This is a genomic window from Burkholderia anthina (assembly GCF_902498995.1).
Taxonomy (GTDB): domain Bacteria; phylum Pseudomonadota; class Gammaproteobacteria; order Burkholderiales; family Burkholderiaceae; genus Burkholderia; species Burkholderia anthina.
Map to the genome: position 1 here is coordinate 166,673 of NZ_CABVLY010000003.1, position 25,921 is coordinate 192,593.

Consider the following 25,921-nt stretch of genomic DNA (forward strand, 5'->3'; position numbering starts at 1 on the left):
TGATTGCGCGCCCATGAACGAGCTGGAATACGTGCCGGTACCGGCATTCGAAGACAACTACATCTGGCTCGTCTCGGACGGCCGCGATGCGATCGCCGTCGATCCGGGTGAAGCCGCGCCGGTGCGTCGGGTTCTTGCCGAACGCGGCTGGCGGTTGACCGCTATTTTACTCACGCACCATCACGCCGACCATGTCGGCGGTGTCGCGGCGCTGCGCGATAGCCAACCGGACGATGTGCCGCTGACCGTTTACGGTCCGGCGGCAGAAGCGATCGGCGTGGTCACGCACCCGCTCGCGGGCGGCGACCGCGTGACGCTCGACGCGCCCGCGCTCGCCTTCGACGTGCTCGACGTGCCGGGGCACACGCGCGGCCACATCGCGTACTTCCAGGCGGCCGGGCAGGGCACTGCGACCCCGCACGTGTTCTGTGGCGACACGCTGTTCTCGTGCGGCTGCGGCCGCCTGTTCGAAGGCACGCCCACGCAGATGCTCGCGTCGCTCGACGCGCTCGCGGCGCTGCCCGGCGACACGCGCGTGCATTGCGCACACGAATACACGCTGTCGAACATCCGCTTCGCGCTCGCGTGCGAGCCGGGCAACGCCGCGCTCGCCGCATGGCGCGACGATGCGCAGGCGCTGCGCGCGCGCGGCATGCCGACCCTGCCCACGACGATCGCGCACGAGCGCGCGGTGAACCCGTTCATGCGGGCCGACAGCGCCGCCATTCGCACGACGCTCGAAGCCGAGCTTCACGAAACGGTGCCGGATCGCCTGGCGGCCTTCACGCTGATGCGCGAGTGGAAAAACCGCTTCCGATGATCCATTCCCGCGGCATTCCGGAGGACTCCAAAGCTCAGGTGGTGTCTGTAAAAATTGCTCCAAATGTAGGATTTCGCTGAGTTTTCGGTGTTTTTATTGACGTGAAGCACGCACTTCCGTAGTATCGCCTGCAATTTCCAGCCGTCGGAAGCCGAGATTTTCATGCGACTTATATTGAGCGCGCTGATGGTCCTGTTACTCGCCGCTTGTGCGAGCCAGGGCCCTGTCGCGAACAACGCCGCCGATTCGCAGGCGACGTCCACCTACCTCCGTAAATCAGCCACCGCCAAAGAAACTGTCGACGTCGACAAGCAATCCGTCGGCGACCTGACCAGTGCAGACACCGATCTCTGGGCGCGCATTCGTCGCGGCTTCCAGATGCCGGACCTGCAGAGCGACCTCGTCGACATGCAGACGACGTGGTACACGCAGCGCCCGGATTACGTGCAGCGCATGACCGAGCGCTCGCAGAAATATCTGTACCACATCGTCGAGGAACTCGAAGCGCGCCACATGCCGACCGAGCTCGCGCTGCTGCCGTTCATCGAGTCCGCGTATAACCCGCAGGCGCTGTCGGTCGCGAAGGCGGCCGGCATGTGGCAGTTCATGCCGGGCACGGGCCGCACGTACAACCTGAAGCGCAACATGTGGCAGGACGAACGGCGCGACGTGCTCGCGTCGACGAGCGCGGCGCTCGACTATCTGTCGCGCCTGCATGACATGTTCGGCGACTGGTATCTCGCGCTGGCCGCGTACAACTGGGGCGAGGGCAACGTGCAGCGCGCGATCGCGCGCAACCAGGCGGCCGGCTTGCCGACCGACTACCAGAGCCTGCGGATGCCGAACGAGACGCGCAACTATGTGCCGAAGCTGCAGGCGGTGAAGAACATCATCGCGAATCCGCAGCAGTACGGCCTTTCGCTGCCGGACATTCCGAACCACCCGTATTTCGTGACGGTCACCACGTCGCACGACATCGACGTCGCGGTTGCCGCGAAGCTCGCGAACCTGTCGCTCGACGAGTTCCGCTCGCTGAATCCGTCGTTCTCGAAGCCGGTGATCCTGGGGGCGACCGAGCCGCAGATCCTGCTGCCGTTCGACAACGCGGCGGCGTTCGAGAAGAACCTGAAGGCGTACGACGGCCAGCTGTCGTCGTGGACCACCTACACGGTCAGCGAGCGCGCGCGCCCGGCTGCGATCGCCGAGAAGATCGGCGTCGACGCCGATACGCTGATGTCGGTCAACAAGATTCCGGCCGGCATGCGCCTGAAGCCGGGCTCGACGATCGTCGTGCCGCGTAGCGACGACGACGACGAGGACATCAGTGCGGACGTGGCGGAAAACGCCGTGCTCGCGATGGAGCCCGACGTGCCCGACACGCGCAAGATGCTGATTCGCGTGCGTCGCAAGCAGTCGATGGCGGCGCTTGCCGGCCGCTACGGCGTGTCGGTCGGTCAGTTGAAGGCATGGAACCGCACGCGCCGCGATCTGGTGATGCCGGGCCAGGCGATCGTGCTGCACGTGCCGGTCGGCCGCGCGGTGCCGGCCGAGCCCGGTCCGGAGCGGATCGCGACGTCGGTCGGCGGCGCGCACATCGAGCGTGCGAGCCTGTCGGTCGGCGGCAAGTCGCGCGGCGCGAAGCACGGCGCCGCGAAGCCGGCGGCCCGCACCAAGGCGGCTCCGGCGAAGGCCGCGCCGGCCAAGGCCGCACCGAAGGCTGCCGCCCACAAGGGCAAGAAGAAGTAACGCGATACAATCGCATCGCGGCGGCCCGGCCGGGCCACGCGACGCGCGCTGTCATTCGACGCAACGCGAAGCAACGCCGTCACCGAGGTGACGGCGTTTTCGTTTGTGCGCGGCGCGAGCCGCTGCGGCACGGGGTTCGGAATAACAACGGGAGAGAGAGGATGTCGTCGGTGCAGGTGAGGGTGCTCGCGCTGTTTGCGCTCGGGTATTTCGTGTCGTACGTGTTTCGTGGCGTCAATCTCGGCTTTGCGCCGTTCGTCACGCACGAGCTCGGGTTGTCGGCGGCCGATCTCGGGCTGCTCACCAGCCTCTATTTCCTCGGCTTCGCGGGCGCGCAGATTCCGGCCGGCGTGCTGCTCGACCACTTCGGCCCGCGCCGCGTGACGGCCGGCATGCTGCTGTTCGCGGCGGCCGGCGCCGCGGTCTTCGGCGTCGCGCACGATCTCGGCACGATGATGATCGGCCGGCTCCTGATCGGTGTCGGCGTCTCGGTGTGCCTCGGCGCGGCGTTCAAGGCGCTCGCGCAGCATTTCCCGGTCGGCCGGCTGCCGCTCGTCAACGGTCTCGTGATGGCCGTGGGCGGCCTGGGCGGCGTCGCGGTCGGTACGCCGCTCACCTGGCTGCTCGGCTTGACGAGCTGGCGCGTGATCTGCGGCGGACTGGCCGTGCTGACGATCGCCGTCGCGGCCGCGATCGGTCTGGGGGCGCCGGAAGCCGAGCGGCCGCGCCACCAGGGCGGACTCGTCAGCCAGTTCAAGGGTACGTGGCACATCCTGAGCAGCGGCGCATTCTGGAAGATCTCGTCGTTCTCGATCGTCACGCAGGGCGTGTTCTACGCGATGCAGTCGCTGTGGGTCGGGCCGTATCTGCGCGATGTCGCGGGGTTCGACGCGCCGCGCGCCGCACGGCTCGTGTCGGTGCTCGGCTTCGCGATGATGGCCGGCTGCGTCGGCTTCGGCGCCGCCGCGCGCATGCTCGAGCGGCGCGGGGTGTCGGTCCAGGCATTTTGCGGTGCCGGCATGGCGCTGTTCGTCGTCACGCAGATCGCGATCATCGCGCGCGTGCCGCTGCCGCCGGCCGTGCTGTGGGCAGCCTACGGGATGTTCGGCGGCGTCGGGATCCTGACCTATGCGGTGCTGGCCGGTCATTTCCCGGCGCAACTGATCGGGCGCGCGAACACGACGCTCACGCTCGTGATCTTCGTGCTGATCTTTGCGTTCCAGATCGGCATCGGCGCGGTGCTGTCGCACTGGCCGGCCGTCGACGGCCATTACCCGGCCGCGGCGCACGTCACCGCGTGGAGCATGCTGCTCGCGCTGCAGCTGGCGAGCGCCGTCTGGTATGTGTGGCCCGCGCGCCGCACTGGCAGGCACGCCGATCCGGCGGTACGCTGACGGGTAGGGCGGCCGGGAAAACGGGGCCGTAGCAACGCGCGCCGCGCGCGATTGCCACGGCGTCGCGCGCACCGCCTGCATGATCGGACGGCCATATCGATTGAAGATAAGGCCATTTTCGGGCTATAATTTGAAAGTTTGTGCTGATCAACCTCGCACCCTAGCGCCTACCTCACTCATCCCGTTCATCCGCCGCACGCCGCCTGTCGGGCGATGCCGCGAAGCCTCGTGCGCCACGCGCCGGGTTCGCGTCTCGACAACGCAGGTCGCGTCCAGCTAGCGATTCCGCGCGCCTACGCTGCGCGGCGCTCGCGCGGCAGGATAAACAGGTCGGCAGCAGGGTGTTCCCCAAGGAGCCTCCCGTGTTGCCGTCTTTTTCTCCCGCCTTGCTTGCACTCGCCGACGGCACGGTCTTTCGTGGTTATTCGATCGGGGCCGAAGGCCACACGATCGGTGAAGTCGTGTTCAACACCGCGATTACCGGCTATCAGGAAATCCTGACTGATCCGAGCTACGCGCGTCAGATCGTCACGCTCACCTACCCGCATATCGGCAACTATGGCGTCAACGCCGAAGACGTCGAAGCCACGAAAGTCCATGCCGCCGGCCTGATCATCCGTGATCTGCCCACGCTCGCATCGAACTTCCGCATGGACCGCACGCTCGGCGACTACCTGCGCGACGAAGGCGTCGTCGCCATCGCCGGCATCGACACCCGCAAGCTGACCCGTATCCTGCGCGACAAGGGCGCGCAGAGCGGCTGCATTCTGGCCGGCTCGGACGACGAGGCGAAGGCGATCGAGCTCGCGCGCTCGTTCGCGGGCCTCGCGGGCATGGATCTCGCGAAGGTCGTGTCGACCACGAAGTCGTTCGAGTGGAAGCAGACCGAATGGCGCCTCGGCAGCGGCTACGGGATGCAGGAAGCGCCGAAGTACCGCGTCGTCGCGTACGACTTCGGCGTCAAGTACAACATCCTGCGCATGCTCGCGGAGCGCGGCTGCCACGTGACGGTGCTGCCGGCCGAGGCGAGCGCCGCCGACGCGCTCGCGCTGAATCCGGACGGCATCTTCCTGTCGAACGGCCCGGGCGACCCGGAGCCGTGCGACTACGCGATCGCGGCGACGAAGGAATTCATCGCGCGCGGCGTGCCGACCTTCGGCATCTGCCTCGGCCATCAGATCATGGGCCTCGCGGTCGGCGCGAAGACGCTGAAGATGAAGACGGGCCACCACGGCGCGAACCACCCGGTGAAGGATCTCGGCGACGGTCGCGTGGTGATCACGTCGCAGAACCACGGCTTCGCGGTCGACGCGGATTCGCTGCCGGCCAACGCGCGCGTGACGCACGTGTCGCTGTTCGACGGCACGCTGCAGGGCTTCGAGCTGACCGACAAGCCGGCATTCTGCTTCCAGGGCCACCCGGAAGCGTCGCCCGGCCCGCACGACATCGGCTATCTGTTCGACCGTTTCACCGCACTGATGGACGCGGCGAAGCAGCGCAACGCCTGACGCAACTGAAGCAACCGAAGAACGGGAGATTCGCATCATGTTCGGCCACGCACTCGGCATCACGGATATCTGGACCTACGTGTTCGGCGTGATCTTCATCATCCTGCTGCCGGGGCCGAACTCGATGTACGTGCTGTCGCTCGCGGCGCAGCGCGGCGTGAAGACCGGCTATCGCGCGGCCTGCGGCGTGTTCCTCGGCGACACGGTGCTGATGGTGCTGTCCGCCGCGGGCGTCGCGTCGCTGCTGAAGGCCAATCCGCTGCTGTTCTCCGTCGTCAAGTACGGCGGCGCCGCGTACCTGCTGTACATCGGCACCGGGATGCTGCGCAGCGCGTGGCACAAGCTGCGCACGCCGGCCGGCAAGCCGGCCGACGCGCCGCGCGCGGTCGACGGCGAGCGGCCGTTTCGCAAGGCGCTCGTCGTGAGCCTCCTGAATCCGAAGGCGATCCTGTTCTTCATTTCGTTCTTCATCCAGTTCGTCGACCCGGCATTCCCGCACCCCGCGCTGTCGTTCGTCGTGCTCGGGGCGATCGCGCAATGCGCGAGCTTCCTGTACCTGAGCACGCTGATCTTCGCGGGAGCACGGCTCGCCGAGCATTTCCGCCGCCGCCGCAAGCTCGCGGCGGGTGCGGCGAGCAGCGTGGGCGGCCTGTTCATCGGTTTCTCGGTGAAGCTGGCGCTCGCCACCATGAGCTGAGCGCCGCCGCCGATCCGCGACAACGCCACGACAAAGATTACTTACTGAATTCACAAGCCATGCCAAAACGCACAGACATCAAAAGCATCCTCATCATCGGCGCCGGCCCGATCATCATCGGCCAGGCTTGCGAGTTCGACTATTCGGGCGCGCAGGCTTGCAAGGCGCTGCGTGAAGAGGGCTACAAGGTCGTCCTCGTGAACAGCAACCCGGCGACGATCATGACCGACCCGAACACGGCCGACGTCACGTACATCGAGCCGATCACGTGGGAAGTCGTCGCGCGCATCATCGAGAAGGAGCGCCCGGACGCGATCCTGCCGACGATGGGCGGCCAGACCGCGCTGAACTGCGCGCTCGACCTGCACCACCACGGCGTGCTCGAGAAGTTCGGCGTCGAACTGATCGGCGCGTCGCCGGAAGCGATCGACAAGGCGGAAGACCGCCAGAAGTTCAAGGACGCGATGACCAAGATCGGTCTCGGTTCCGCGAAGTCGGGCGTCGCGCACTCGATGGAAGAAGCGACCCAGGTGCACGCCGAGATCATGGCGCTCACCGGCGGCAGCGGCTATCCGGTCGTGATCCGTCCGTCGTTCACGCTCGGCGGCTCGGGCGGCGGCATCGCGTACAACCGCGAAGAGTTCGAAGAGATCTGCAGGCGCGGCCTCGACCTGTCGCCGACGCGCGAACTGCTGATCGAGGAATCGCTGCTCGGCTGGAAGGAATACGAGATGGAAGTCGTGCGCGACCGCGCCGACAACTGCATCATCGTGTGCTCGATCGAAAACCTCGACCCGATGGGCGTGCACACCGGCGATTCGATCACGGTCGCGCCGGCGCAGACGCTCACCGACAAGGAATACCAGATCCTGCGTAACGCATCGCTCGCGGTGCTGCGCGAGATCGGCGTCGACACGGGCGGCTCGAACGTGCAGTTCTCGATCAACCCGAAGGACGGCCGCATGGTCGTCATCGAAATGAACCCGCGCGTGTCGCGTTCGTCGGCGCTCGCATCGAAGGCGACCGGTTTCCCGATCGCGAAGGTCGCGGCGAAGCTGGCGGTCGGCTACACGCTCGACGAGCTGAAGAACGAAATTACCGGCGGCCAGACGCCGGCATCGTTCGAGCCGACGATCGACTACGTCGTCACGAAGATCCCGCGTTTCGCGTTCGAGAAGTTCCGCGAAGCCGATTCGCGCCTGACCACACAGATGAAGTCGGTCGGTGAAGTGATGGCGATCGGCCGCACGTTCCAGGAGTCGTTCCAGAAGGCGCTGCGCGGCCTCGAAGTCGGCGTCGACGGTCTCGACGAGAAGTCGACCGACCGCGACGAGATCGCGATCGAGATCCACGAGCCGGGCCCGGACCGCATCTGGTACGTCGGCGATGCCTTCCGCATCGGCATGACGGCCGAAGAGATCTTCGCGGAAACCGCGATCGATCCGTGGTTCCTCGCGCAGATCGAGCAGATCATCCTGAAGGAAAAGGCGCTCGCGGGCCGCACGCTCGCGTCGCTGACGTTCGACGAACTGCGCTACCTGAAGCAGAGCGGCTTCTCCGACCGCCGCCTCGCGAAGCTGCTCGGCGCGTCGCCGGAAGACGTCCGCAAGCGTCGTGTCGAACTGAACGTGCGCCCGGTCTACAAGCGCGTCGACACATGCGCGGCCGAGTTCGCGACCAAGACGGCCTACATGTACTCGACCTACGAGGAAGAGTGCGAGGCGCAGCCGACCACCAACAAGAAGATCATGGTGCTGGGCGGCGGCCCGAACCGGATCGGCCAGGGCATCGAGTTCGACTACTGCTGCGTGCACGCGGCCCTCGCGATGCGCGAGGACGGTTACGAAACGATCATGGTCAACTGCAACCCGGAAACGGTGTCGACCGACTATGACACGTCCGACCGCCTGTATTTCGAGCCGCTGACGCTCGAGGACGTGCTCGAAATCGTCGACAAGGAAAAGCCGGTCGGCGTGATCGTCCAGTACGGCGGCCAGACGCCGCTGAAGCTCGCGCTCGACCTCGAGGCGCACGGCGTGCCGATCGTCGGCACGTCGCCGGACATGATCGACGCGGCCGAAGACCGCGAACGCTTCCAGAAGCTGCTGCAGGACCTCGGCCTGCGCCAGCCGCCGAACCGCACCGCGCGCGCCGAAGAAGAGGCGCTCGCGCTGGCGGCCGAAATCGGCTACCCGCTCGTCGTGCGCCCGTCGTACGTGCTGGGCGGCCGCGCGATGGAAATCGTCCACGAGCCGCGCGACCTCGAGCGCTACATGCGCGAGGCCGTGAAAGTGTCGAACGATTCGCCGGTGCTGCTCGACCGCTTCCTGAACGATGCGATCGAATGCGACGTCGACTGCATCTGCGACGGCGAGGCCGTGTTCATCGGCGGCGTGATGGAGCACATCGAGCAGGCGGGTGTCCACTCGGGCGATTCGGCATGCTCGCTGCCGCCGTACTCGCTGTCGAAGGAAACCGTGGCCGAGCTGAAGCGCCAGACCGGCGCGATGGCGAAGGCGTTGAACGTGGTCGGCCTGATGAACGTGCAGTTCGCGATCCAGCAGGTGCCGCAGGCGGACGGTTCGAAGCAGGACGTGATCTACGTGCTGGAAGTGAACCCGCGTGCATCGCGCACGGTGCCGTACGTGTCGAAGGCGACCAGCCTGCCGCTCGCGAAGATCGCGGCGCGTGCGATGGTCGGCCAGAAGCTCGCGCAGCAGGGCGTGACGAAGGAAGTCGAGCCGCCGTACTTCAGCGTGAAGGAAGCGGTGTTCCCGTTCGTCAAGTTCCCGTCCGTCGATCCGGTCCTCGGGCCTGAAATGCGTTCGACCGGCGAGGTGATGGGCGTCGGCCAGACGTTCGGCGAAGCGCTGTTCAAGTCGCAGCTCGCGGCCGGTTCGCGCCTGCCGGAGTCGGGCACGGTGCTGCTGACCGTGATGGATGCGGATAAACCGAAGGCCGTCGAAGTCGCGCGCATGCTGCACGACCTCGGCTACCCGATCGTCGCGACCAAGGGTACGGCTGCCGCGATCGAAGCGGCCGGCGTGCCGGTGAAGGTCGTCAACAAGGTGAAGGACGGCCGTCCGCATATCGTCGACATGATCAAGAACGGCGAGATCGCGCTCGTATTCACGACGGTCGACGAGACGCGCCAGGCGATCGCCGATTCGCGTTCGATCCGCATGAGCGCGCAGGCGCACAAGGTCACGTACTACACGACGATGTCGGGCGCGCGTGCGGCCGTGGAAGGCTTGCGCTACCTGAAGGATCTGGAAGTCTATGATTTACAAGGTCTTCACGCTCGCCTAAACTAAGCAGTCAGTTACCTGTCGTAAGCAACACGTGCCGCGATTAGGCGGTGTTTCCGGTTCATCGGAAACGCGCTTAATCGCGGTGATTTTTTTTATAGCCGTTTTTAGCGATTGAGCCGTTTATGAGCACCATTCCGTTGACAAAGCGTGGCGCAGGGCAACTGCGCGATGAATTGCAGCGCCTCAAGTCCGTCGAGCGGCCGGCCGTGATCAACGCGATCGCGGAGGCCCGCGCACAGGGCGATCTGTCCGAAAACGCCGAATACGACGCTGCGAAAGAAAAGCAGGGTTTCATCGAGGGCCGTATCGCGGAACTCGAATCGAAACTGTCCGCCGCGCAAATCATCGATCCCACCGTGCTCGACGCCGATGGCCGCGTGGTGTTTGCCGCGACGGTCGAACTCGAGGATCTCGAGTCGGGCGACACCGTGAAGTACCAGATCGTCGGCGACGACGAAGCCGATATCGATCACGGCCTGATCTCGGTCAGCTCGCCGATCGCGCGTGCACTGATCGGCAAGAGCGAAGGCGACGTCGCGGCGGTGCAGGCACCGAGCGGCGTGCGCGAGTACGAAATCATCTCGGTCAGCTACGTCTGAAGCGGGGCGACGTGATGCCGCATCGCGTGTTCCGTCTGCTGTCGACCGTGTGGGTCGGCAGCCTGCTGACGATCGGGTATGCGGTCGCGCCCGTGCTGTTCAAGACGCTGGAGCGGATGACGGCCGGTACGGTCGCCGCCCAGCTGTTTCGCATCGAGGCGATCCTCGGTGTCGTATGCGGCGTGCTGCTGCTCGCATTGTCGAATCAACAGGTGCGGCGCGGCAGCGGCGATTATCGTCGCGTGCGCTGGATCATCGCCGCGATGGTCGTGTGCGTGCTGGTCGGGTATTTCGCGCTGCAGCCGTTCATGAACGCGCTGCGGGTGGCCGCGATGGATGCGGGCACCGATATTGCGAACTCGCCGTATGCGAGCCGCTTCGGGATGCTGCACGGCGTCTCGAGCCTGTTCTATCTGGTCGAAAGCGTGCTGGGTCTGATGCTGATCTGGCGTTTGCCCGCACGCGACGCCTGAGCGTCGCGGGGGCAGTGCGGCACGGGGAACCCCGTGCCGCGCGCAGGATTACTTGCCCTGGTGCGGCCGCTTCGTACTGGCCTGACGCTTTTTCGCTCGCTTCACCGTACCGCCTGCCGTCACGCGCTCGTTGCCGCGCACGACGACCTTCGTCGGCTTCGGACGGCGCACGGGGCTCGCGTTCGGCGACACCTTGATGACCTTGACGGTGCGCGGTGCACGGCCCTTCTTGTCGTCGACGGCTTCGGCCGCGCTCGGCAGCGCGCCGGCACGGCGACCGCGGGTCGGGGCCGCAACATCGGCTTCGGGCTTCCAGATCACCAGCAGCTTGCCGATGTGCTGGATCGGCGCCGCGCTCAGGCGATCGCAGATCTCGTCGTAAATGGCGACGCGCTCGTCGCGTTCGTCGCCGAACACGCGGATCTTGATCAACTGGTGCGCGGCGAGGTGCACCTTGATTTCCTTCAGCACGGCGTCGGTGAGCCCTTCGGCGCCGATCAGCACGACGGGCTTGAGCGCATGGGCCTGGGAGCGCAGCGCGGAGCGCTCGGCGGGGGAAAGCGAAAGGGCGGGCATGGAAATATCGAAATCTAAATAAGGGCGCGCTGCGCCGGATGCGAATCGCGGACAGTTACCGCGTCAGCCGCGCGCCGAAACCACGTAAAATCGCGGCTTGGGCCCTGAAAGGGCCGCAGCCGCGCGAAGAAGACGCGTATTATCCGCCAAAAGCACGGCTTCACGAAGCAAATAGCAGCAATCTCTCTCTCGAATGGCAAAAAACCGCTTTAACCAGCACTGGCTGCACGACCACATCAACGACCCGTACGTCAAAATGGCGCAGCGGGAGGGCTATCGCGCGCGTGCCGCGTACAAGCTGAAGGAAATCGACGAACAGGACAAGCTGATCCGTCCGGGCCAGGTGATCGTCGACCTCGGCGCGACGCCGGGCAGCTGGAGCCAGTATGCCCGCAACAAGCTCGCGCAGGGCAAGAAGCGCGACGCGGAGCGCGAAGGCGGCATCGACGGCACGATCGTCGCGCTCGACATCCTGCCGATGGAGCCGATCGCCGACGTCCACTTCCTGCAGGGCGACTTCCGCGAGGACGCCGTCCTTCACCAACTCGAAGAAGTGCTCGAAGGCCGCTCGGTGGACCTTGTTATTTCCGACATGGCCCCCAACCTCTCCGGCGTGGCTTCGGCGGACGCGGCGCGCATCGAGCATCTGTGCGATCTGGCGCTCGAATTCGCGCAGAACCACCTGAAGCCGGACGGGGCGCTGCTGGTGAAGTGTTTCCACGGCAGCGGCTACAGCCAGATCGTTGAAAAGTTCAAACAGCAGTTTAAGGTCGTCGCGCCGCGCAAGCCGAAGGCGTCACGCGACAAATCGTCCGAAACGTTCATTTTGGGTCGGCAACTGAAGCATCCGCGGTAAGGCGGAGCGGGGTGCCGCAAACGGGCTCCGGCCCTTGCCTGACAAGCGAATCGCTATCGCGGCGGTTGTCAATGCTTATGGCGAGGGTGGTCGGACTGGATTAGAATGACCGAGGAGCGCTGCAAGGAAAATGTAGGCGCTCGTCTACGAGTGAAGGAGTGGTGCTTTGAACAACAATATGTTTTCGAAGGCAGCAGTGTGGCTGGTGATCGCACTGGTGCTGTTTACGGTGTTCAAGCAGTTCGACAAGCCCCGCGTCCAGGAAGGTGTGTCCTATTCGCAGTTCATGGACGACGCCAAGAACGGCAAGGTCAAGAATGTCGTCGTGCAGGGGCGCAACCTCACCGTCACTCCGGCTGATGGCCAGAAATACCAGATCGTGTCGCCCGGCGACATCTGGATGGTCGGCGATCTGATGAAGTACGGCGTGCAGGTCAGCGGCAAGGCCGACGACGAGCCGAATGCACTGATGTCCGCGCTGTACTACCTTGGGCCGACGATCCTGATCATCGTGTTCTGGTTCTACATGATGAGGCAGATGCAGGGGGGCGGCAAAGGCGGTGCATTCTCGTTCGGGAAATCGCGCGCGCGGCTGATCGACGAGAACAACAACGCGGTGAACTTCTCCGACGTCGCGGGCTGCGACGAAGCGAAGGAAGAAGTGTCCGAGCTTGTCGACTTCCTGCGCGATCCGCAGAAATTCCAGAAGCTGGGCGGCCGGATTCCGCGCGGCGTGCTGCTCGTCGGCCCTCCGGGTACCGGCAAGACGCTGCTTGCCCGCGCGATCGCCGGTGAAGCGAAGGTGCCGTTCTTCAGCATCTCGGGTTCCGACTTCGTCGAAATGTTCGTCGGCGTCGGCGCGGCCCGTGTGCGCGACATGTTCGAACAGGCGAAGAAGCACGCGCCGTGTATCGTGTTCATCGACGAAATCGACGCGGTCGGTCGCCATCGCGGCGCCGGCATGGGCGGCGGCAACGACGAACGCGAGCAGACGCTGAACCAGATGCTGGTCGAGATGGACGGCTTCGAAGCGAACTCGGGCGTGATCGTGATCGCCGCGACCAACCGTTCCGACGTGCTCGACAAGGCGCTGCTGCGTCCGGGCCGTTTCGACCGCCAGGTCTATGTCGGCCTGCCGGACATCCGCGGCCGCGAGCAGATCATGCGCGTGCACCTGCGCAAGGTGCCGATCGCGAACGACGTCGACGCAGCGGTCATCGCACGCGGCACGCCGGGCTTCTCGGGCGCCGATCTCGCGAACCTCGTGAACGAAGCGGCGCTGTTCGCCGCCCGTCGCGGCAAGCGCATCGTCGAGATGCAGGATTTCGAGGACGCGAAGGACAAGATCTTCATGGGTCCGGAGCGCAAGTCGGCCGTGATTCGCGAAGAAGCGAAGCGCGCGACGGCTTACCACGAGTCGGGCCACGCGGTGATCGCGAAGCTGCTGCCGAAGGCCGACCCGGTGCACAAGGTCACGATCATCCCGCGCGGTCGCGCGCTCGGTGTCACGTGGCAGCTGCCGGAGCACGACAACGAAACGTACTCGAAGGACTACCTGCTCGATCGCCTGGCGATCCTGTTCGGTGGCCGCGTGGCCGAGGAGTTGTTCCTGAACCTGATCAGCACCGGCGCATCGGACGACTTCAACAAGGCGACGCAGACGGCGCGTGCGATGGTGGCCCGTTTCGGCATGACCGACGCGCTCGGGCCGATGGTCTACGTCGACGACGAGAGCGACAACGGCCCGTTCGGCCGCGGCTTCACGCGCACGATCTCGGAAGCGACGCAGCAGAAGGTCGACGGCGAAATCCGCCGCGTGCTCGACGAGCAGTACGGCCTTGCACGCCGTCTGCTCGAAGAGAACCGCGACAAGGTCGAGGCGATGACGGCCGCGCTGATGGAGTGGGAAACGATCGACGCCGATCAGATCAACGACATCATGGAAGGGCGCCCGCCGCGCTCGCCGAAGAGCTCGCCCGCTATCGGCGGCGACTCGCCGGGCGGCGGCACGGCCGCCGAAGTGAAGCCCGGCAACGCGCCGGCGCCTGCTTCACCGGCCTGACCGCCGCTGTAGCACCGTTCACGGGCTGGTGTGGCTTCACACCGGCCCGTTTTGCATTCATCAACGCCTCCCGCCCGTGTCCGATCCCGCTGTTTCTGCCTGCATCCCCGCACCGCTCCAGTGCGGCCGCTTCTCGTTGACGTTCGAACGCCCGCTCGTGATGGGCATCCTCAATGCGACTCCCGATTCGTTTTCCGACGGCGGCCGCTTTCTTGCCCGCGACGACGCGCTGTGCCAGGCCGAGCGGATGATTGCCGAAGGGGTCGACCTGATCGATATCGGCGGCGAATCGACGCGGCCCGGCGCGCCGCCGGTGCCGCTCGACGAGGAGCTCGCGCGCGTGATCCCGCTGGTCGAAGCGCTGCGGCCGTTGAACGTGCCGCTGTCGATCGACACCTACAAGCCGGCCGTGATGCGCGCGGCGCTCGCCGCCGGCGCGGACCTGATCAACGACATCTGGGGGTTCCGCCAGCCGGGCGCGATCGACGCGGTGCGCGAAGGCAACAGCGGGCTGTGCGCGATGCACATGCTCGGCGAGCCGCAGACGATGCAGGTCGGCGAGCCCGACTACGGCGACGTCGTGACCGACGTGCGCGACTTTCTCGCCGAACGTGCGCAGGCGCTGCGCGACGCGGGCGTCGCGCCGGAGCGGATCTGCGTCGATCCCGGCTTCGGATTCGGCAAGGCCGTGGTCGACGACAACTACGCGCTGCTGGCCGCATTGCCGGACACGGCGCCCGCGCGGCCCGACGGGCGCGCTTATCCGATTCTCGCGGGCATGTCGCGCAAGTCGATGCTCGGCGCGGTGATCGGCGGCAAGCCGCCGATGGAGCGCGTCGCGGCGAGTGTGGCGGCCGCATTGTGCGCGGTCGGGCGGGGCGCCGCGATCGTGCGCGTGCACGACGTCGCGGCGACGGTCGATGCGTTGAAGGTCTGGAACGCCGTGCGCGAAGCCGCGCGGCAACGATAAAAGTCAGAAAGACGAAGGAGGAAGGTTCGCCATGGGACGTCGATATTTCGGCACGGACGGCATTCGCGGCACGGTGGGCGAGGCGCCCATCACGCCCGATTTCGTGTTGCGCCTCGGTTATGCGGCCGGCAAGGTTCTGGCCGGCTCGGCCGACGTCGCGGCGGGTGCGCGCCCGACGGTGCTGATCGGCAAGGACACGCGCGTGTCGGGCTACATGCTCGAGGCCGCGCTCGAGGCCGGCTTTTCGGCCGCCGGCGTCGACGTGATGCTGGCCGGCCCGATGCCGACGCCGGGCGTCGCGTACCTGACGCGCGCGCTGCGCCTGTCGGCCGGCGTCGTGATCAGCGCGTCGCACAACCCGTATCACGACAACGGCATCAAGTTCTTTTCCGCGGACGGCAACAAGCTGCCCGACGACACCGAAGCCGCGATCGAAGCGTGGCTCGACAAGCCGCTCGAATGCGCGGCATCGGACGGGTTGGGCAAGGCACGCCGTCTCGACGACGCGGCCGGCCGCTATATCGAGTTCTGCAAGAGCACGTTCCCGGCCGCGTTCGACCTGCGCGGGCTGAAGCTCGTGATCGACTGCGCGCACGGCGCTGCCTACCAGATCGCGCCGCACGTGTTCCACGAGCTCGGCGCGGACGTGATCCCGATCGGCGTCGCGCCGAACGGCTTCAACATCAACGACGGTGTCGGCGCGACGGCGCCCGACGCGCTGGTGCGCGCGGTGCGTGCGAACCACGCGGACCTCGGCATCGCGCTCGACGGCGATGCGGACCGCCTGCAGGTCGTCGATTCGACGGGCCGGCTGTTCAACGGCGACGAACTGCTCTACGTGCTCGTGAAGGACCGCATCGCGACCGACGGCAAGGTCGACGGCGCGGTCGGCACGCTGATGACGAACCTCGCGGTCGAAGTCGCGTTGCAGCGCGAAGGCGTGAAGTTCGTGCGCGCGGCGGTCGGCGACCGCTACGTGCTCGAGCAACTGCGCGAGCACGGCTGGCAGCTCGGCGCGGAAGGCTCGGGCCATATTCTGTCGCTCGACCGGCATTCGACCGGCGACGGCATCGTGTCGGCGCTGCTCGTGCTGGCCGCGCTCAAGCGCAGCGGCCGCACGCTCGCGCAGATGCTCGACGGCGTCACGCTGTTTCCGCAGAAGCTGATCAACGTCCGGATGAAGTCGGGCGCCGACTGGAAGGGCAGCGCATCGATTCGCGCGGCGATCGACGCAGCCGAAAGCGCGCTGGCCGGCCGCGGCCGCGTGCTGATCCGCGCGTCGGGCACCGAACCCGTGCTGCGCGTGATGGTGGAAGCGCAGCAGGCGGCCGACGCAACCCGCCATGCGGAGGCGATTGCCGACGCGGTGCGCGAAGCGACGGCCTGACCCGCAGCGGGGGGCGCGCGACGGTCCGGCCGTGTGCGCATCGCCCCTTGGTTCGTCGACATGCGGCGCCTTCGGGTGCCGCATTTTCGTTGGTCGCAAAGGTTTGCGATCCGGTCGGAGGGCGTCTTCGACGCGGATTTCGTCTGATGGAATGCGCCGTTCGACCCTGTCGTATCGGTGCTTCGGCGGCGGGCTTTTTGGCTCCGTTTTCGCTACACTGGCGATTCGTTCGCGCACGCCGTCAGCGGGTGTCCGGGCGCCTCTTCCGTCCCGGCAATTCTTGCCGCCATCCTCGCCACGCGGGGCCGCCACGGCCCCGTGCGCACCGCCCGCTACACCCTTTCAACTGGTCATGTTACTGTCACGCCAGTTTCATCGATTGTCACATTACCGTCATGAGCAGCCCCTAACCTTCGCGGTGCCGTAGTCATCCGCTCACACACTGGAGGTCTCATGAAATTGATGCAAACCGCGATTGCCGGCCTGGCTGGCGCGCTTTTCGCAGTCGCCGCGCAAGCTGCCGACATCACGGGCGCAGGCAGCACGTTCGCGATGCCGATCTATACGAAATGGGCTGCTGACTACCAGCAGTCCGGCGGCGCGAAGGTGAACTACCAAGGTATCGGTTCGTCGGGCGGCCTGAAGCAGATCAACGCCAAGACGGTCGATTTTGCCGGTTCGGACGCTCCGCTGAAGGACGACGAGCTCGCGAAGGAAGGCCTGTTCCAGTTCCCGACGGTGGTCGGCGGCGTGGTGCCGGTCGTCAACGTGCCGGGCGTGAAGGCCGGCGAACTGACGCTGTCGGGCCCGGTGCTCGGCGACATCTATCTCGGCAAGATCAAGAAGTGGAACGACCCGGCGATTGTCGCGCTGAACTCGAAGGTCAAGCTGCCGGATACGGACATCGCGGTCGTTCGCCGTGCTGACGGCTCGGGCACGAGCTTCATCTGGACGAACTACCTGTCGAAGGTCAACGGCGACTGGAAGTCGAAGATCGGCGAAGGCACGACGGTCAACTGGCCGACGGGTACGGGCGGCAAGGGCAACGACGGCGTCGCGGCCTTCGTGCAGCGCCTGCCGGGCGCGATCGGCTACGTCGAATGGGCGTACGCGAAGAAGAACAACATGACGTACACGGCGCTGAAGAACACGTCGGGTGCCGTCGTCGAGCCGAAGACCGAAACGTTCAAGGCAGCGGCTGCCGGCGCGAACTGGTCGAAGTCGTTCTACCAGATCCTGACGGACGAGCCGGGCAAGGACGCATGGCCGGTCGTCGGCGCGACGTTCGTGCTGCTGCACGCGAAGCAGGACAAGCCGGGCCAGGGCGCCGAAACGCTGAAGTTCTTCGACTGGGCGTTCAAGAACGGCGAGAAGGCGGCTGACAGCCTCGACTACATCTCGCTGCCGCCGGCCGTCACGGCCGAGATCCGCAAGCAGTGGAAGGTGAAGGTCACGGACGAATCGGGCAAGCCGGTTGCCGCGGAGTAAGCAATACAGCGGTTCGCTGCCCGGCCGTGCCGGCCGGGCAGCGTGTGCGGTAAGGCCGGGCGTCACGGCGCCCGGCGATCCAGAACAGGCGCCCATGTCTGAAATTTCCTATACGTCTTCCCGGTCCGCCGACGCCGCGTCGCAACGCGCGCCGAGCCGTCTCGGCGACGTTGTCTTCGGCGGCCTCGCACGGCTGGCCGCGATCGTGACCCTGCTGCTGCTGGGCGGGATCATCATTTCCCTGATCATTGCGTCGCTGCCGACCATCGAGAAGTTCGGCCTCGGCTTCCTGTGGCAATCCGAGTGGGATCCGAACTCGGATGTCTATGGCGCACTCGTGCCGATCTACGGCACGATCGTGACGTCGCTGATTGCGCTCGTCATCGCGGTGCCGGTCAGTTTCGGCGTCGCGCTGTTCCTCACCGAGCTGTCCCCCGTGTGGCTGCGCCGCCCGCTCGGCATCGCGATCGAGCTGCTCGCCGCGATTCCGTCGATCGTGTACGGCATGTGGGGCCTGCTCGTGTTCGCCCCGATCTTCGCCGAATACTTCCAGAAGCCGATCGGCCATCTCTTCAAGGACGTGTGGGTGCTCGGCCCGCTGACGGCAGGCCCGCCGATCGGCATCGGCATTCTCGCGGCCGGCGTGATCCTCGCGATCATGATCATCCCGTACATCGCGTCGGTGATGCGCGACGTGTTCGAAGTCACGCCCGTGCTGCTGAAGGAGTCGGCATACGGGATCGGCTGCACGACGTGGGAAGTCATGTGGAAAGTCGTGCTGCCCTATACGAAGACCGGCGTGATCGGCGGCGTGATGCTCGGCCTCGGCCGCGCACTCGGCGAAACGATGGCCGTGACGTTCGTGATCGGCAATACGAACCTGCTCGACAGCGTGTCGCTGTTCGCATCGGGCAACAGCATCACGTCGGCGCTCGCGAACGAATTCGCGGAAGCGGAGCCGGGCCTGCATACGTCCGCCCTGATGGAACTGGGCCTGATCCTGTTCGTGATCACGTTCATCGTGCTGTCCATCTCCAAACTGCTGCTGCTTCGTCTCGAGAAGGGAGAGGGCAAGAAATGAGCGAGCCCATCATGAATTTCCCGGGGCCGGACGGCGCCGTGCTCGACGCGATGCGCAGCCGCCTGCAGCGCAAGCGCAAGGTGACCAACGCGATCGCGCTCACCGCGTCGCTCGGTGCGATGGCCTTCGGCCTGCTGTGGCTCGTGTGGATCCTGTACACGACCGTGCACCTCGGTATCGGCGGCCTGACGCTGCAACTGTTCACCGAATCGACGCCGGCACCGAACACGGAAGGCGGCGGTCTCGCGAACGCGATCGTCGGCAGCTTGCTGCTGTGCGGTTTCGGCACGCTGATCGGCACGCCGATCGGCATCCTCGCGGGCGTCTATCTTGCCGAGTACGGCCAGAAGAACCTGCTGGCGAGCACGATCCGCTTCATCAACGACATCCTGCTGTCGGCGCCGTCGATCGTCATCGGCCTGTTCGTGTACGCGATCGTGGTCGCGAAGTCCGGCCGCTTCTCGGGCTGGGCCGGCGTCATCGCGCTCGCGCTGCTGCAGATTCCGATCGTGATCCGCACGACCGAGAACATGCTGAAGCTCGTGCCGAACGCGCTGCGCGAAGCGGCCGTCGCGCTCGGTACGCCGAAGTGGCGCATGGTGCTGAAGATCACGCTGCGCGCGTCGGTCGGCGGGATCGTGACGGGCGTGCTGCTCGCGATCGCGCGGATCGCCGGCGAAACGGCGCCGCTGCTGTTCACGGCACTGTCGAACCAGTTCTTCTCGTGGGACATGAGCCAGCCGATGGCCAACCTGCCCGTCACGATCTACAAGTTCGCGATGAGCCCGTTCGCGGAATGGCAGTCGCTCGCGTGGGCGGGCGTGTTCCTGATTACGCTCGGGGTGCTCGGACTCAACGTCCTGGCGCGCTCGATCTTCTCGAAAAAGTAACGGCGGAGCAATCCGATGAATATGGCAGAAAGCCACCTGAATCCCGTCGAGCGCGCCGCAGCGCCCGCCGGCACGCAAGACGCGACGCATGGCCGTCCGCTGGCGCCGCTGAACGCGAAGATCGAGGTCAACAACCTCAACTTCTTCTACAACAAGTTCCACGCGCTGAAGAACATCAACCTGCGCATTCCCGAAGGAAAGGTGACGGCGTTCATCGGCCCGTCGGGCTGCGGCAAGTCGACGCTGCTGCGCACGTTCAACAAGATGTATGCGCTTTATCCGGAGCAGCGCGCGGAAGGCGAAATCATGATGGACGGCGAGAACCTGCTGACCACCAAGCGCGACATCTCGCTGCTGCGCGCGCGGATCGGCATGGTGTTCCAGAAGCCGACCCCGTTCCCGATGTCGATCTACGACAACATCGCGTTCGGTGTGAAGATGTTCGAAAAGCTCACGCGCTCGGAGATGGACGATCGCGTCGAGTGGGCGCTGACGAAGGCCGCGCTGTGGAACGAAGTGAAGGACAAGCTGAACCAGAGCGGTTATGGCCTGTCCGGCGGCCAGCAGCAGCGTCTGTGCATCGCGCGCGGCATCGCGATCCGTCCGGAAGTGCTGCTGCTCGACGAGCCGTGCTCGGCGCTCGACCCGATCTCGACGGGCCGCATCGAAGAGCTGATCGCGGAGCTGAAGAGCGACTACACGGTCGTGATCGTCACGCACAACATGCAGCAGGCCGCACGCTGCTCGGACTTCACGGCCTACATGTACCTGGGCGAGCTGATCGAATTCGGCGAAACCGAAAAGATCTTCATCAAGCCGGTGCGCAAGGAAACGGAAGACTACATCACCGGCCGCTTCGGCTGATGACGGAGAACAACAACCATGTCGGATAAACATCTGTCGAGCCAGTTCGACGCGGATCTCAATGCCGTGTCGTCGCAAGTGCTGGAAATGGGCGGACTCGTCGAGTCGCAGATCGTCGGCGCGATGCATGCGCTGAACGAGTTCGACCGCGACGCGGCCGAGCGCGTGATCGCGGCCGAGGAAACGCTGAACGCGATGGAAGTCGATATCGACCAGGAGTGCGGCAACATCATCGCGCGGAGACAGCCTGCCGCGCGTGACCTGCGTCTTCTGATGTCGATTTCGAAAACGATTACGAACCTCGAGCGCGCCGGCGACGAGGCCGAGAAGATCGCGAAGCGCGTGCGCCGCCTGGTCGACGAACCGGCCGCGCGCACGGTGAACATCGCCGAGATCAAGATATCGGGCGAGATGGCCGTGACGATCCTGCGCCGCGCGCTCGACGCGTTCGCGCGCCTCGATACGGTGGCTGCCGCGCAGATCGTCAAGGACGACAAGGAAATCGACCAGGAATTCCGTGCGTTCGTGCGCAAGCTCGTGTCGTACATGCAGGAAGATCCGCGCACGATCTCGGTCGGTCTCGAATACCTGTTCATCGCGAAGGCGATCGAGCGGATCGGCGACCACGCGAAGAACATCGCCGAGTTCATCATCTACATCGTGAAGGGCACCGACGTGCGGCACCAGCCGCGCGACACGCTCGACCGCGAAGCCAACAGTTAACGCGTCTACGTACAGGGAAAAAAGAGGTGCCGATGCCCAGCAACATTCTCGTCGTTGAAGATGAGCCCGCGATTTCCGAACTGATCTCGGTGAATCTCCAGCATGCCGGTCACTGCCCGATCCGCGCGTACAACGCGGAGCAGGCGCAGAACCTGATCAGCGATGTGCTGCCCGATCTCGTGCTGCTCGACTGGATGCTGCCGGGCAAGTCCGGTATTGCGTTTGCGCGCGACCTGCGCAACAACGAACGGACCAAGCACATCCCGATCATCATGCTGACCGCGCGCGGCGACGAGCAGGACAAGGTGCTCGGCCTCGAAATCGGCGCGGACGACTACGTGACCAAGCCGTTCTCGCCGAAGGAACTGATGGCGCGCATCAAGGCCGTGCTGCGCCGCCGTGCGCCGCAGCTGACCGAGGACGTCGTGTCGATCAACGGGCTGCGGCTCGACCCGGCCACGCATCGCGTGGCCGCGCATGGCGACGGCAGCGAGATCAAGCTCGATCTCGGCCCGACCGAATTCCGCCTGCTGCATTTCTTCATGACGCACCCGGAGCGCGTGCACAGCCGCACGCAATTGCTCGATCAGGTCTGGGGCGATCACGTGTTCGTCGAAGAGCGCACCGTCGACGTCCACATCAAACGATTGCGCGCGGCCTTGAAACCGGCCGGCTGCGATGCGATGATCGAGACCGTGCGCGGCAGCGGCTACCGGCTCGCGAAGCACGCGTAACGTATCCGGACATGCCGTGTGCCACGGCGTGCCGTTCATTCTTTCGGGCGCTGAATCATGAACATCATCTGGGCGCGCTTTCTGGTGTCGCTCGTGCTGCTCGTGCTGATCAGCGTATTGGTCGGCGTGTTCGCCGGCCCGACCGCGGCCCTCGGGTTCGCGGTCGTGATGCTGGTCGCACAGGGCTTCTTCAGTACCTTCCATACGCAACGCCTGTGGCGTTTGCTCGATGCGCCCGTTTATGGCGAGGTGCCGAGCGCACCGGGCATCTGGGGCGAAATCTACTACCGGCTGCACAAGCTCGCGAAGCAGTGGCACGCACAGGTGCGACAGGTCGAGCAGCAGCATTCGCGCTTCATCCAGGCGATCCAGGCGTCGCCGAACGGCGTCGCGATGCTCGACGACCACGACCAGATCGAATGGTGCAATGCGATCGCCGAGGTGCACTTCGGCCTCGATGCGAAGCGCGACCTGCGCCAGCACATCACGAACCTGGTGCGTCATCCGGATTTCGTCCGCTACCTGAACGCGCAGCATTACGACGAGACGCTCGTGATGCGCGGGATGGGCGACTCGCGGCAGAACGTGCTGGCCGTGCAGGTGTTTCCGTACGGCGAGAACCGCAAGCTGCTGCTCACGCAGGACATCACCGAGCTCGAGCGTACCGACGCGATGCGCCGCGACTTCGTCGCGAACGTGTCGCACGAGCTGAAGACGCCGCTTACCGTGTTGTCGGGCTTTCTCGAGACGATGCGCGAACTGCCGCTGAACGAGGAAGATCGCGCGCGCTATCTCGAGATGATGGAGCAGCAGGCATCGCGGATGCGGCACATCGTGACCGACCTGCTGGTGCTCGCGAAGCTCGAGGGCGAGAGCAAGCCGCCGACCGATCGCGCGATCGACATGCGTGCCGTGTTTGACCATCTGAAGGAAGATGCGCAGACGCTGTCGAACGGGCATCACGAGATCGCGTTCACGATCGACGAGACGCTCGGCGTGACGGGCGCGCAGACCGAAGTATTCAGTGCGTTCGCGAATCTCGTCACCAACGCGATCCGCTATACGCCCGATGGCGGCAAGATCTGCGTGACGTGGCGGCGCGAGGGCGCGCAGGGCGTGTTCTCCGTCACCGACAGCGGCTTCGGCATTCCCGCCGCCGACCTGCCGCGGCTCACCGAGCGCTTCTACCGCGTCGACCGCAGCCGTTCGCGCGATACGGGCGGCACGGGCCTCGGCCTCGCCATCGTCAAGCACGTGCTGCAGCGGCACGACTCGCACCTGTACGTGCAGAGCGAGGAAGGGCGTGGCAGCACGTTTACCGCACGCTTTCCGGCCGCGCGGATCATCGCGATCCGGCCGGCCGCGTTCGAAGCGTGATGGTGTGACGGCTTGATGCGGGTCGTGCGCGCTTGTACCGCGCGCACGATCTGAAATGAAAAAGGCACAGCCCGCGGGCTGTGCCTTTTTCATTGGCTGCGCGGCGCGCCAAAACCCAAACGCGCGCGCCGCATGCGTTGCCTTCCTACGAGCAGAACTTCGCGAGCAGCCCGAGCTGCGCATTGCGGATCGTCTTGCCCGCGCGGCGCCGGCGGTAGTGGCCGTCGCTGTGCATCAGCCACGCCGACTGGTTGTCGCCGAGGCAGACCGACAGGCCTTCGGCGATCACGCGGCGCTTCAGCTTGCGCTCGCGAATCGGGAACGCGACTTCGACGCGGCGGAACAGGTTGCGATCCATCCAGTCGGCGCTCGACAGATAGACGTCCTCGGCGCCGCCCGCATGGAAATAGTAGATGCGGTGGTGTTCGAGGAAGCGGCCGACGATCGAGCGCACCGTGATGTTTTCCGACAAACCCGGCACGCCCGGCTTCAGCGCGCACACGCCGCGCACGATCAGGTCGACCTTGACGCCCGCCTGCGACGCTTCGTACAGCGCGGCGATCACCGACGGCTCCAGCAGCGCGTTCATCTTCGCGACCACGCGCGCGCGCTTGCCGGCGCGCGCATTGTCGATCTCCGCGCGGATCGATTCGATGATGCGCGGATGCAGCGTGAACGGCGACTGCCACAGATCGTGCAGCGTGAGCTCGCCGCCGATCCCGGTCAGTTGCTGGAACACGTGGTGGACGTCCTCGCAGATCTTCTGGTCGGCCGTCATCAGCCCGAAGTCGGTGTAGAGGCGGGCGGTGCGCGGGTGATAGTTGCCGGTGCCGAGGTGCACGTAGCGGCGCAGCGATGCCTTGCCGCCCTGCACGACGCGCCGCACGATCAGCATCATCTTCGCGTGGCACTTGTGGCCGACCACGCCGTACACGACATGCGCGCCGACGGCTTCGAGCTGCGACGCCCAGTTGATGTTGGTTTCCTCGTCGAAGCGCGCGAGCAGTTCGACGACGACGGTCACTTCCTTGCCGTTGCGCGCGGCTTCCATCAGCGCGTCCATCAGCGGCGAATCGGTGCCGGTGCGGTAGATCGTCTGCTTGATCGCGACGACGCTCGGATCCTTCGCGGCCTGCTGCAGTAGTTCGAGCACCGGCTGGAAGCTCTCGTACGGGTGATGCAGCAGGATGTCGCCGTTGTCGATCGCGTCGAACATCGTCGGCGCATTCGTGATCGCGGGCGGAGTCGACGCGGTGAACGGCGCGAACTTCAGGTCGGGGCGGTCGACGAGATCGGGAATCTGCATCAGGCGCACGAGGTTCACCGAACCGGTCACGCGATAGCAGTCCTTGTCGTCGAGCAGGCTTTCCTCGAGCAGGCGCCGCACGATGTGCGCCGGCGTGTCGGCCGACACTTCGAGCCGCACGGCGTTGCCGAGGTGGCGCGCGGGCAGCTCGCCCTGCAGCGCGACGCGCAGGTTCGTGATTTCGTCCTCGTCGACGAACAGTTCGCTGTTGCGCGTGATGCGGAACTGGTTGCAGCTCTTCACGACGAGTTGCGGGAACAGTTCGCCGACAAAGCGCTGCATGAACGAGCTGAGCAGCACGAAGCCGTGCTCGAAGCCCGACAGCGCCTGCGGCATGCGCACGACGCGCGGCAGCGCGCGCGGCGCCTGCACGATGCCCATGACCGCCTGGCGGCCGAACGCGTCGCGGCCTTCGAGCTCGACGACGAAGTTCAGGCTCTTGTTCAGCACGCGCGGGAACGGGTGGGCGGGATCGAGACCGATCGGCGTGAGCACCGGCAGCAGCTCGTCGAAGAAGTAGGCGCGCGCCCATTCGAGCTGCGCGTCGTTCCACGTGTCGCTCGCATGGAAGTAGATGCCTTCCTGTTCGAGCGCGGGCAGCACGGTTTCGTGCAGCATCGTGTACTGACGGTGGACCAGCCGCTGCGCGCGCTCGACGACGAGGTCGTAAGCGTGCTGTAACGACATGCCGTCGGGCGTCAGCGCGCCGGGGTTGTCGCGGATCTGTTCCTGAAGGCCGGCCATCCGGACTTCGAAGAATTCGTCGAGGTTGCTGCTCGTGATGCAGATGAAACGCAAGCGCTCGAGCAACGGAATTTGCGGGTCGGCCGCCTGGGCCAGCACACGCTCGTTGAAACCGAGGATGCCCAGTTCACGATTGAGAAGTGGATAACGGACGGACATCGGCAGAGTAGGGGGTGATTCGGGCGATGATTCGAAAGGACGCTCGGAAACTCTCACGATACGATGACGCGAAGATGACAATGACGTATTTATATCGGGAAATTCTATGCTGGAACCATTTTGTCTCGTAAATGTTTCGAATATATACAATCTACA

21 protein-coding genes are annotated in these 25,921 nt (G+C 65.5%); 19 read left to right on the plus strand and 2 right to left on the minus strand.

Annotation, left to right across the window (positions count from 1 at the left end):
- Positions 1-13 precede the first annotated feature (13 nt).
- From gloB to BME24068_RS05960, 8 genes are all read left to right on the plus strand, one after another.
- Entirely contained in the window at positions 14-820 is an 807-nt protein-coding gene (gloB, locus tag BME24068_RS05925; RefSeq protein ID WP_174925461.1) for a hydroxyacylglutathione hydrolase, read from the plus strand.
- A 162-nt stretch (positions 821-982) separates the two neighbouring features.
- Positions 983-2,566: a transglycosylase SLT domain-containing protein gene (locus BME24068_RS05930; RefSeq protein ID WP_096502772.1), complete on the plus strand. Its 1,584-nt coding sequence runs from the start codon at positions 983-985 to the stop codon at positions 2,564-2,566.
- A gap of 161 nt (positions 2,567-2,727) precedes the next feature.
- Complete coding sequence (locus tag BME24068_RS05935; protein WP_174925462.1) at positions 2,728-3,960, plus strand: MFS transporter; 1,233 nt, start codon at positions 2,728-2,730, stop codon at positions 3,958-3,960.
- A 362-nt stretch (positions 3,961-4,322) separates the two neighbouring features.
- Positions 4,323-5,468 carry a glutamine-hydrolyzing carbamoyl-phosphate synthase small subunit gene (gene carA, locus BME24068_RS05940; RefSeq protein WP_096502768.1) on the plus strand — a complete coding sequence of 382 codons (1,146 nt, stop codon included), beginning with the start codon at positions 4,323-4,325 and terminating at the stop codon, positions 5,466-5,468.
- A gap of 37 nt (positions 5,469-5,505) precedes the next feature.
- The gene (leuE, locus tag BME24068_RS05945; protein ID WP_096502766.1) at positions 5,506-6,165 is read left to right on the plus strand and encodes a leucine efflux protein LeuE; all 660 of its coding nucleotides are present in this window, start codon (positions 5,506-5,508) and stop codon (positions 6,163-6,165) included.
- A gap of 59 nt (positions 6,166-6,224) precedes the next feature.
- A complete protein-coding gene (gene carB, locus BME24068_RS05950; RefSeq protein ID WP_174925463.1) occupies positions 6,225-9,479 on the plus strand; it encodes a carbamoyl-phosphate synthase large subunit in 3,255 nt (1,084 codons plus the stop codon).
- A gap of 119 nt (positions 9,480-9,598) precedes the next feature.
- The gene (greA, locus tag BME24068_RS05955; RefSeq protein WP_096502762.1) at positions 9,599-10,075 is read left to right on the plus strand and encodes a transcription elongation factor GreA; all 477 of its coding nucleotides are present in this window, start codon (positions 9,599-9,601) and stop codon (positions 10,073-10,075) included.
- A gap of 14 nt (positions 10,076-10,089) precedes the next feature.
- Positions 10,090-10,548 carry a DUF4149 domain-containing protein gene (locus BME24068_RS05960; protein WP_096502760.1) on the plus strand — a complete coding sequence of 153 codons (459 nt, stop codon included), beginning with the start codon at positions 10,090-10,092 and terminating at the stop codon, positions 10,546-10,548.
- 48 nt (positions 10,549-10,596) lie between these two features.
- On the opposite strand, the gene BME24068_RS05965 is transcribed toward BME24068_RS05960, so the two are convergent.
- Positions 10,597-11,124 (minus strand): YhbY family RNA-binding protein, encoded by a 528-nt coding sequence (locus BME24068_RS05965; RefSeq protein WP_096502758.1) that lies wholly within the window; start codon positions 11,122-11,124, stop codon positions 10,597-10,599.
- A gap of 193 nt (positions 11,125-11,317) precedes the next feature.
- On the opposite strand from BME24068_RS05965, the gene BME24068_RS05970 reads away from it, so the two are divergent.
- The 11 genes from BME24068_RS05970 to phoR all read left to right on the plus strand — a co-directional run bounded on the left by BME24068_RS05970 (position 11,318) and on the right by phoR (position 23,556).
- On the plus strand, positions 11,318-11,980 hold the full coding sequence (locus BME24068_RS05970; RefSeq protein ID WP_096502756.1) for an RlmE family RNA methyltransferase: 663 nt from the start codon (positions 11,318-11,320) through the stop codon (positions 11,978-11,980).
- A 166-nt stretch (positions 11,981-12,146) separates the two neighbouring features.
- Entirely contained in the window at positions 12,147-14,042 is a 1,896-nt protein-coding gene (gene ftsH, locus BME24068_RS05975; RefSeq protein ID WP_096502754.1) for an ATP-dependent zinc metalloprotease FtsH, read from the plus strand.
- Between the two features lie 76 nt (positions 14,043-14,118).
- Positions 14,119-15,012, plus strand: coding sequence for a dihydropteroate synthase (gene folP, locus BME24068_RS05980; protein ID WP_478209910.1), 894 nt, complete (start codon positions 14,119-14,121; stop codon positions 15,010-15,012).
- 31 nt (positions 15,013-15,043) lie between these two features.
- A complete protein-coding gene (gene glmM / locus BME24068_RS05985) occupies positions 15,044-16,399 on the plus strand; it encodes a phosphoglucosamine mutase (protein WP_096502750.1) in 1,356 nt (451 codons plus the stop codon).
- A 453-nt stretch (positions 16,400-16,852) separates the two neighbouring features.
- The gene (gene pstS / locus BME24068_RS05990) at positions 16,853-17,887 is read left to right on the plus strand and encodes a phosphate ABC transporter substrate-binding protein PstS (protein ID WP_174925465.1); all 1,035 of its coding nucleotides are present in this window, start codon (positions 16,853-16,855) and stop codon (positions 17,885-17,887) included.
- A 94-nt stretch (positions 17,888-17,981) separates the two neighbouring features.
- The gene (pstC, locus tag BME24068_RS05995; RefSeq protein ID WP_096502746.1) at positions 17,982-18,968 is read left to right on the plus strand and encodes a phosphate ABC transporter permease PstC; all 987 of its coding nucleotides are present in this window, start codon (positions 17,982-17,984) and stop codon (positions 18,966-18,968) included.
- Positions 18,965-19,858, plus strand: coding sequence for a phosphate ABC transporter permease PstA (gene pstA / locus BME24068_RS06000; protein ID WP_096502744.1), 894 nt, complete (start codon positions 18,965-18,967; stop codon positions 19,856-19,858). Before pstC ends, pstA begins: the two co-directional genes overlap by 4 nt.
- Before the next feature lie 15 nt (positions 19,859-19,873).
- Complete coding sequence (gene pstB / locus BME24068_RS06005; protein WP_096502742.1) at positions 19,874-20,722, plus strand: phosphate ABC transporter ATP-binding protein PstB; 849 nt, start codon at positions 19,874-19,876, stop codon at positions 20,720-20,722.
- A gap of 18 nt (positions 20,723-20,740) precedes the next feature.
- On the plus strand, positions 20,741-21,445 hold the full coding sequence (gene phoU, locus BME24068_RS06010) for a phosphate signaling complex protein PhoU (protein WP_096502740.1): 705 nt from the start codon (positions 20,741-20,743) through the stop codon (positions 21,443-21,445).
- A 32-nt stretch (positions 21,446-21,477) separates the two neighbouring features.
- Positions 21,478-22,179, plus strand: coding sequence for a phosphate regulon transcriptional regulator PhoB (phoB, locus tag BME24068_RS06015; protein WP_006750313.1), 702 nt, complete (start codon positions 21,478-21,480; stop codon positions 22,177-22,179).
- Between the two features lie 57 nt (positions 22,180-22,236).
- Entirely contained in the window at positions 22,237-23,556 is a 1,320-nt protein-coding gene (phoR, locus tag BME24068_RS06020) for a phosphate regulon sensor histidine kinase PhoR (protein ID WP_174925466.1), read from the plus strand.
- Positions 23,557-23,701: 145 nt separating this feature from the next.
- Here the strand turns inward: phoR and ppk1 are convergent, their stop codons facing one another.
- Positions 23,702-25,765 (minus strand): polyphosphate kinase 1, encoded by a 2,064-nt coding sequence (ppk1, locus tag BME24068_RS06025; protein ID WP_174925467.1) that lies wholly within the window; start codon positions 25,763-25,765, stop codon positions 23,702-23,704.
- Between the last annotated feature and the right edge of the window lie 156 nt (positions 25,766-25,921).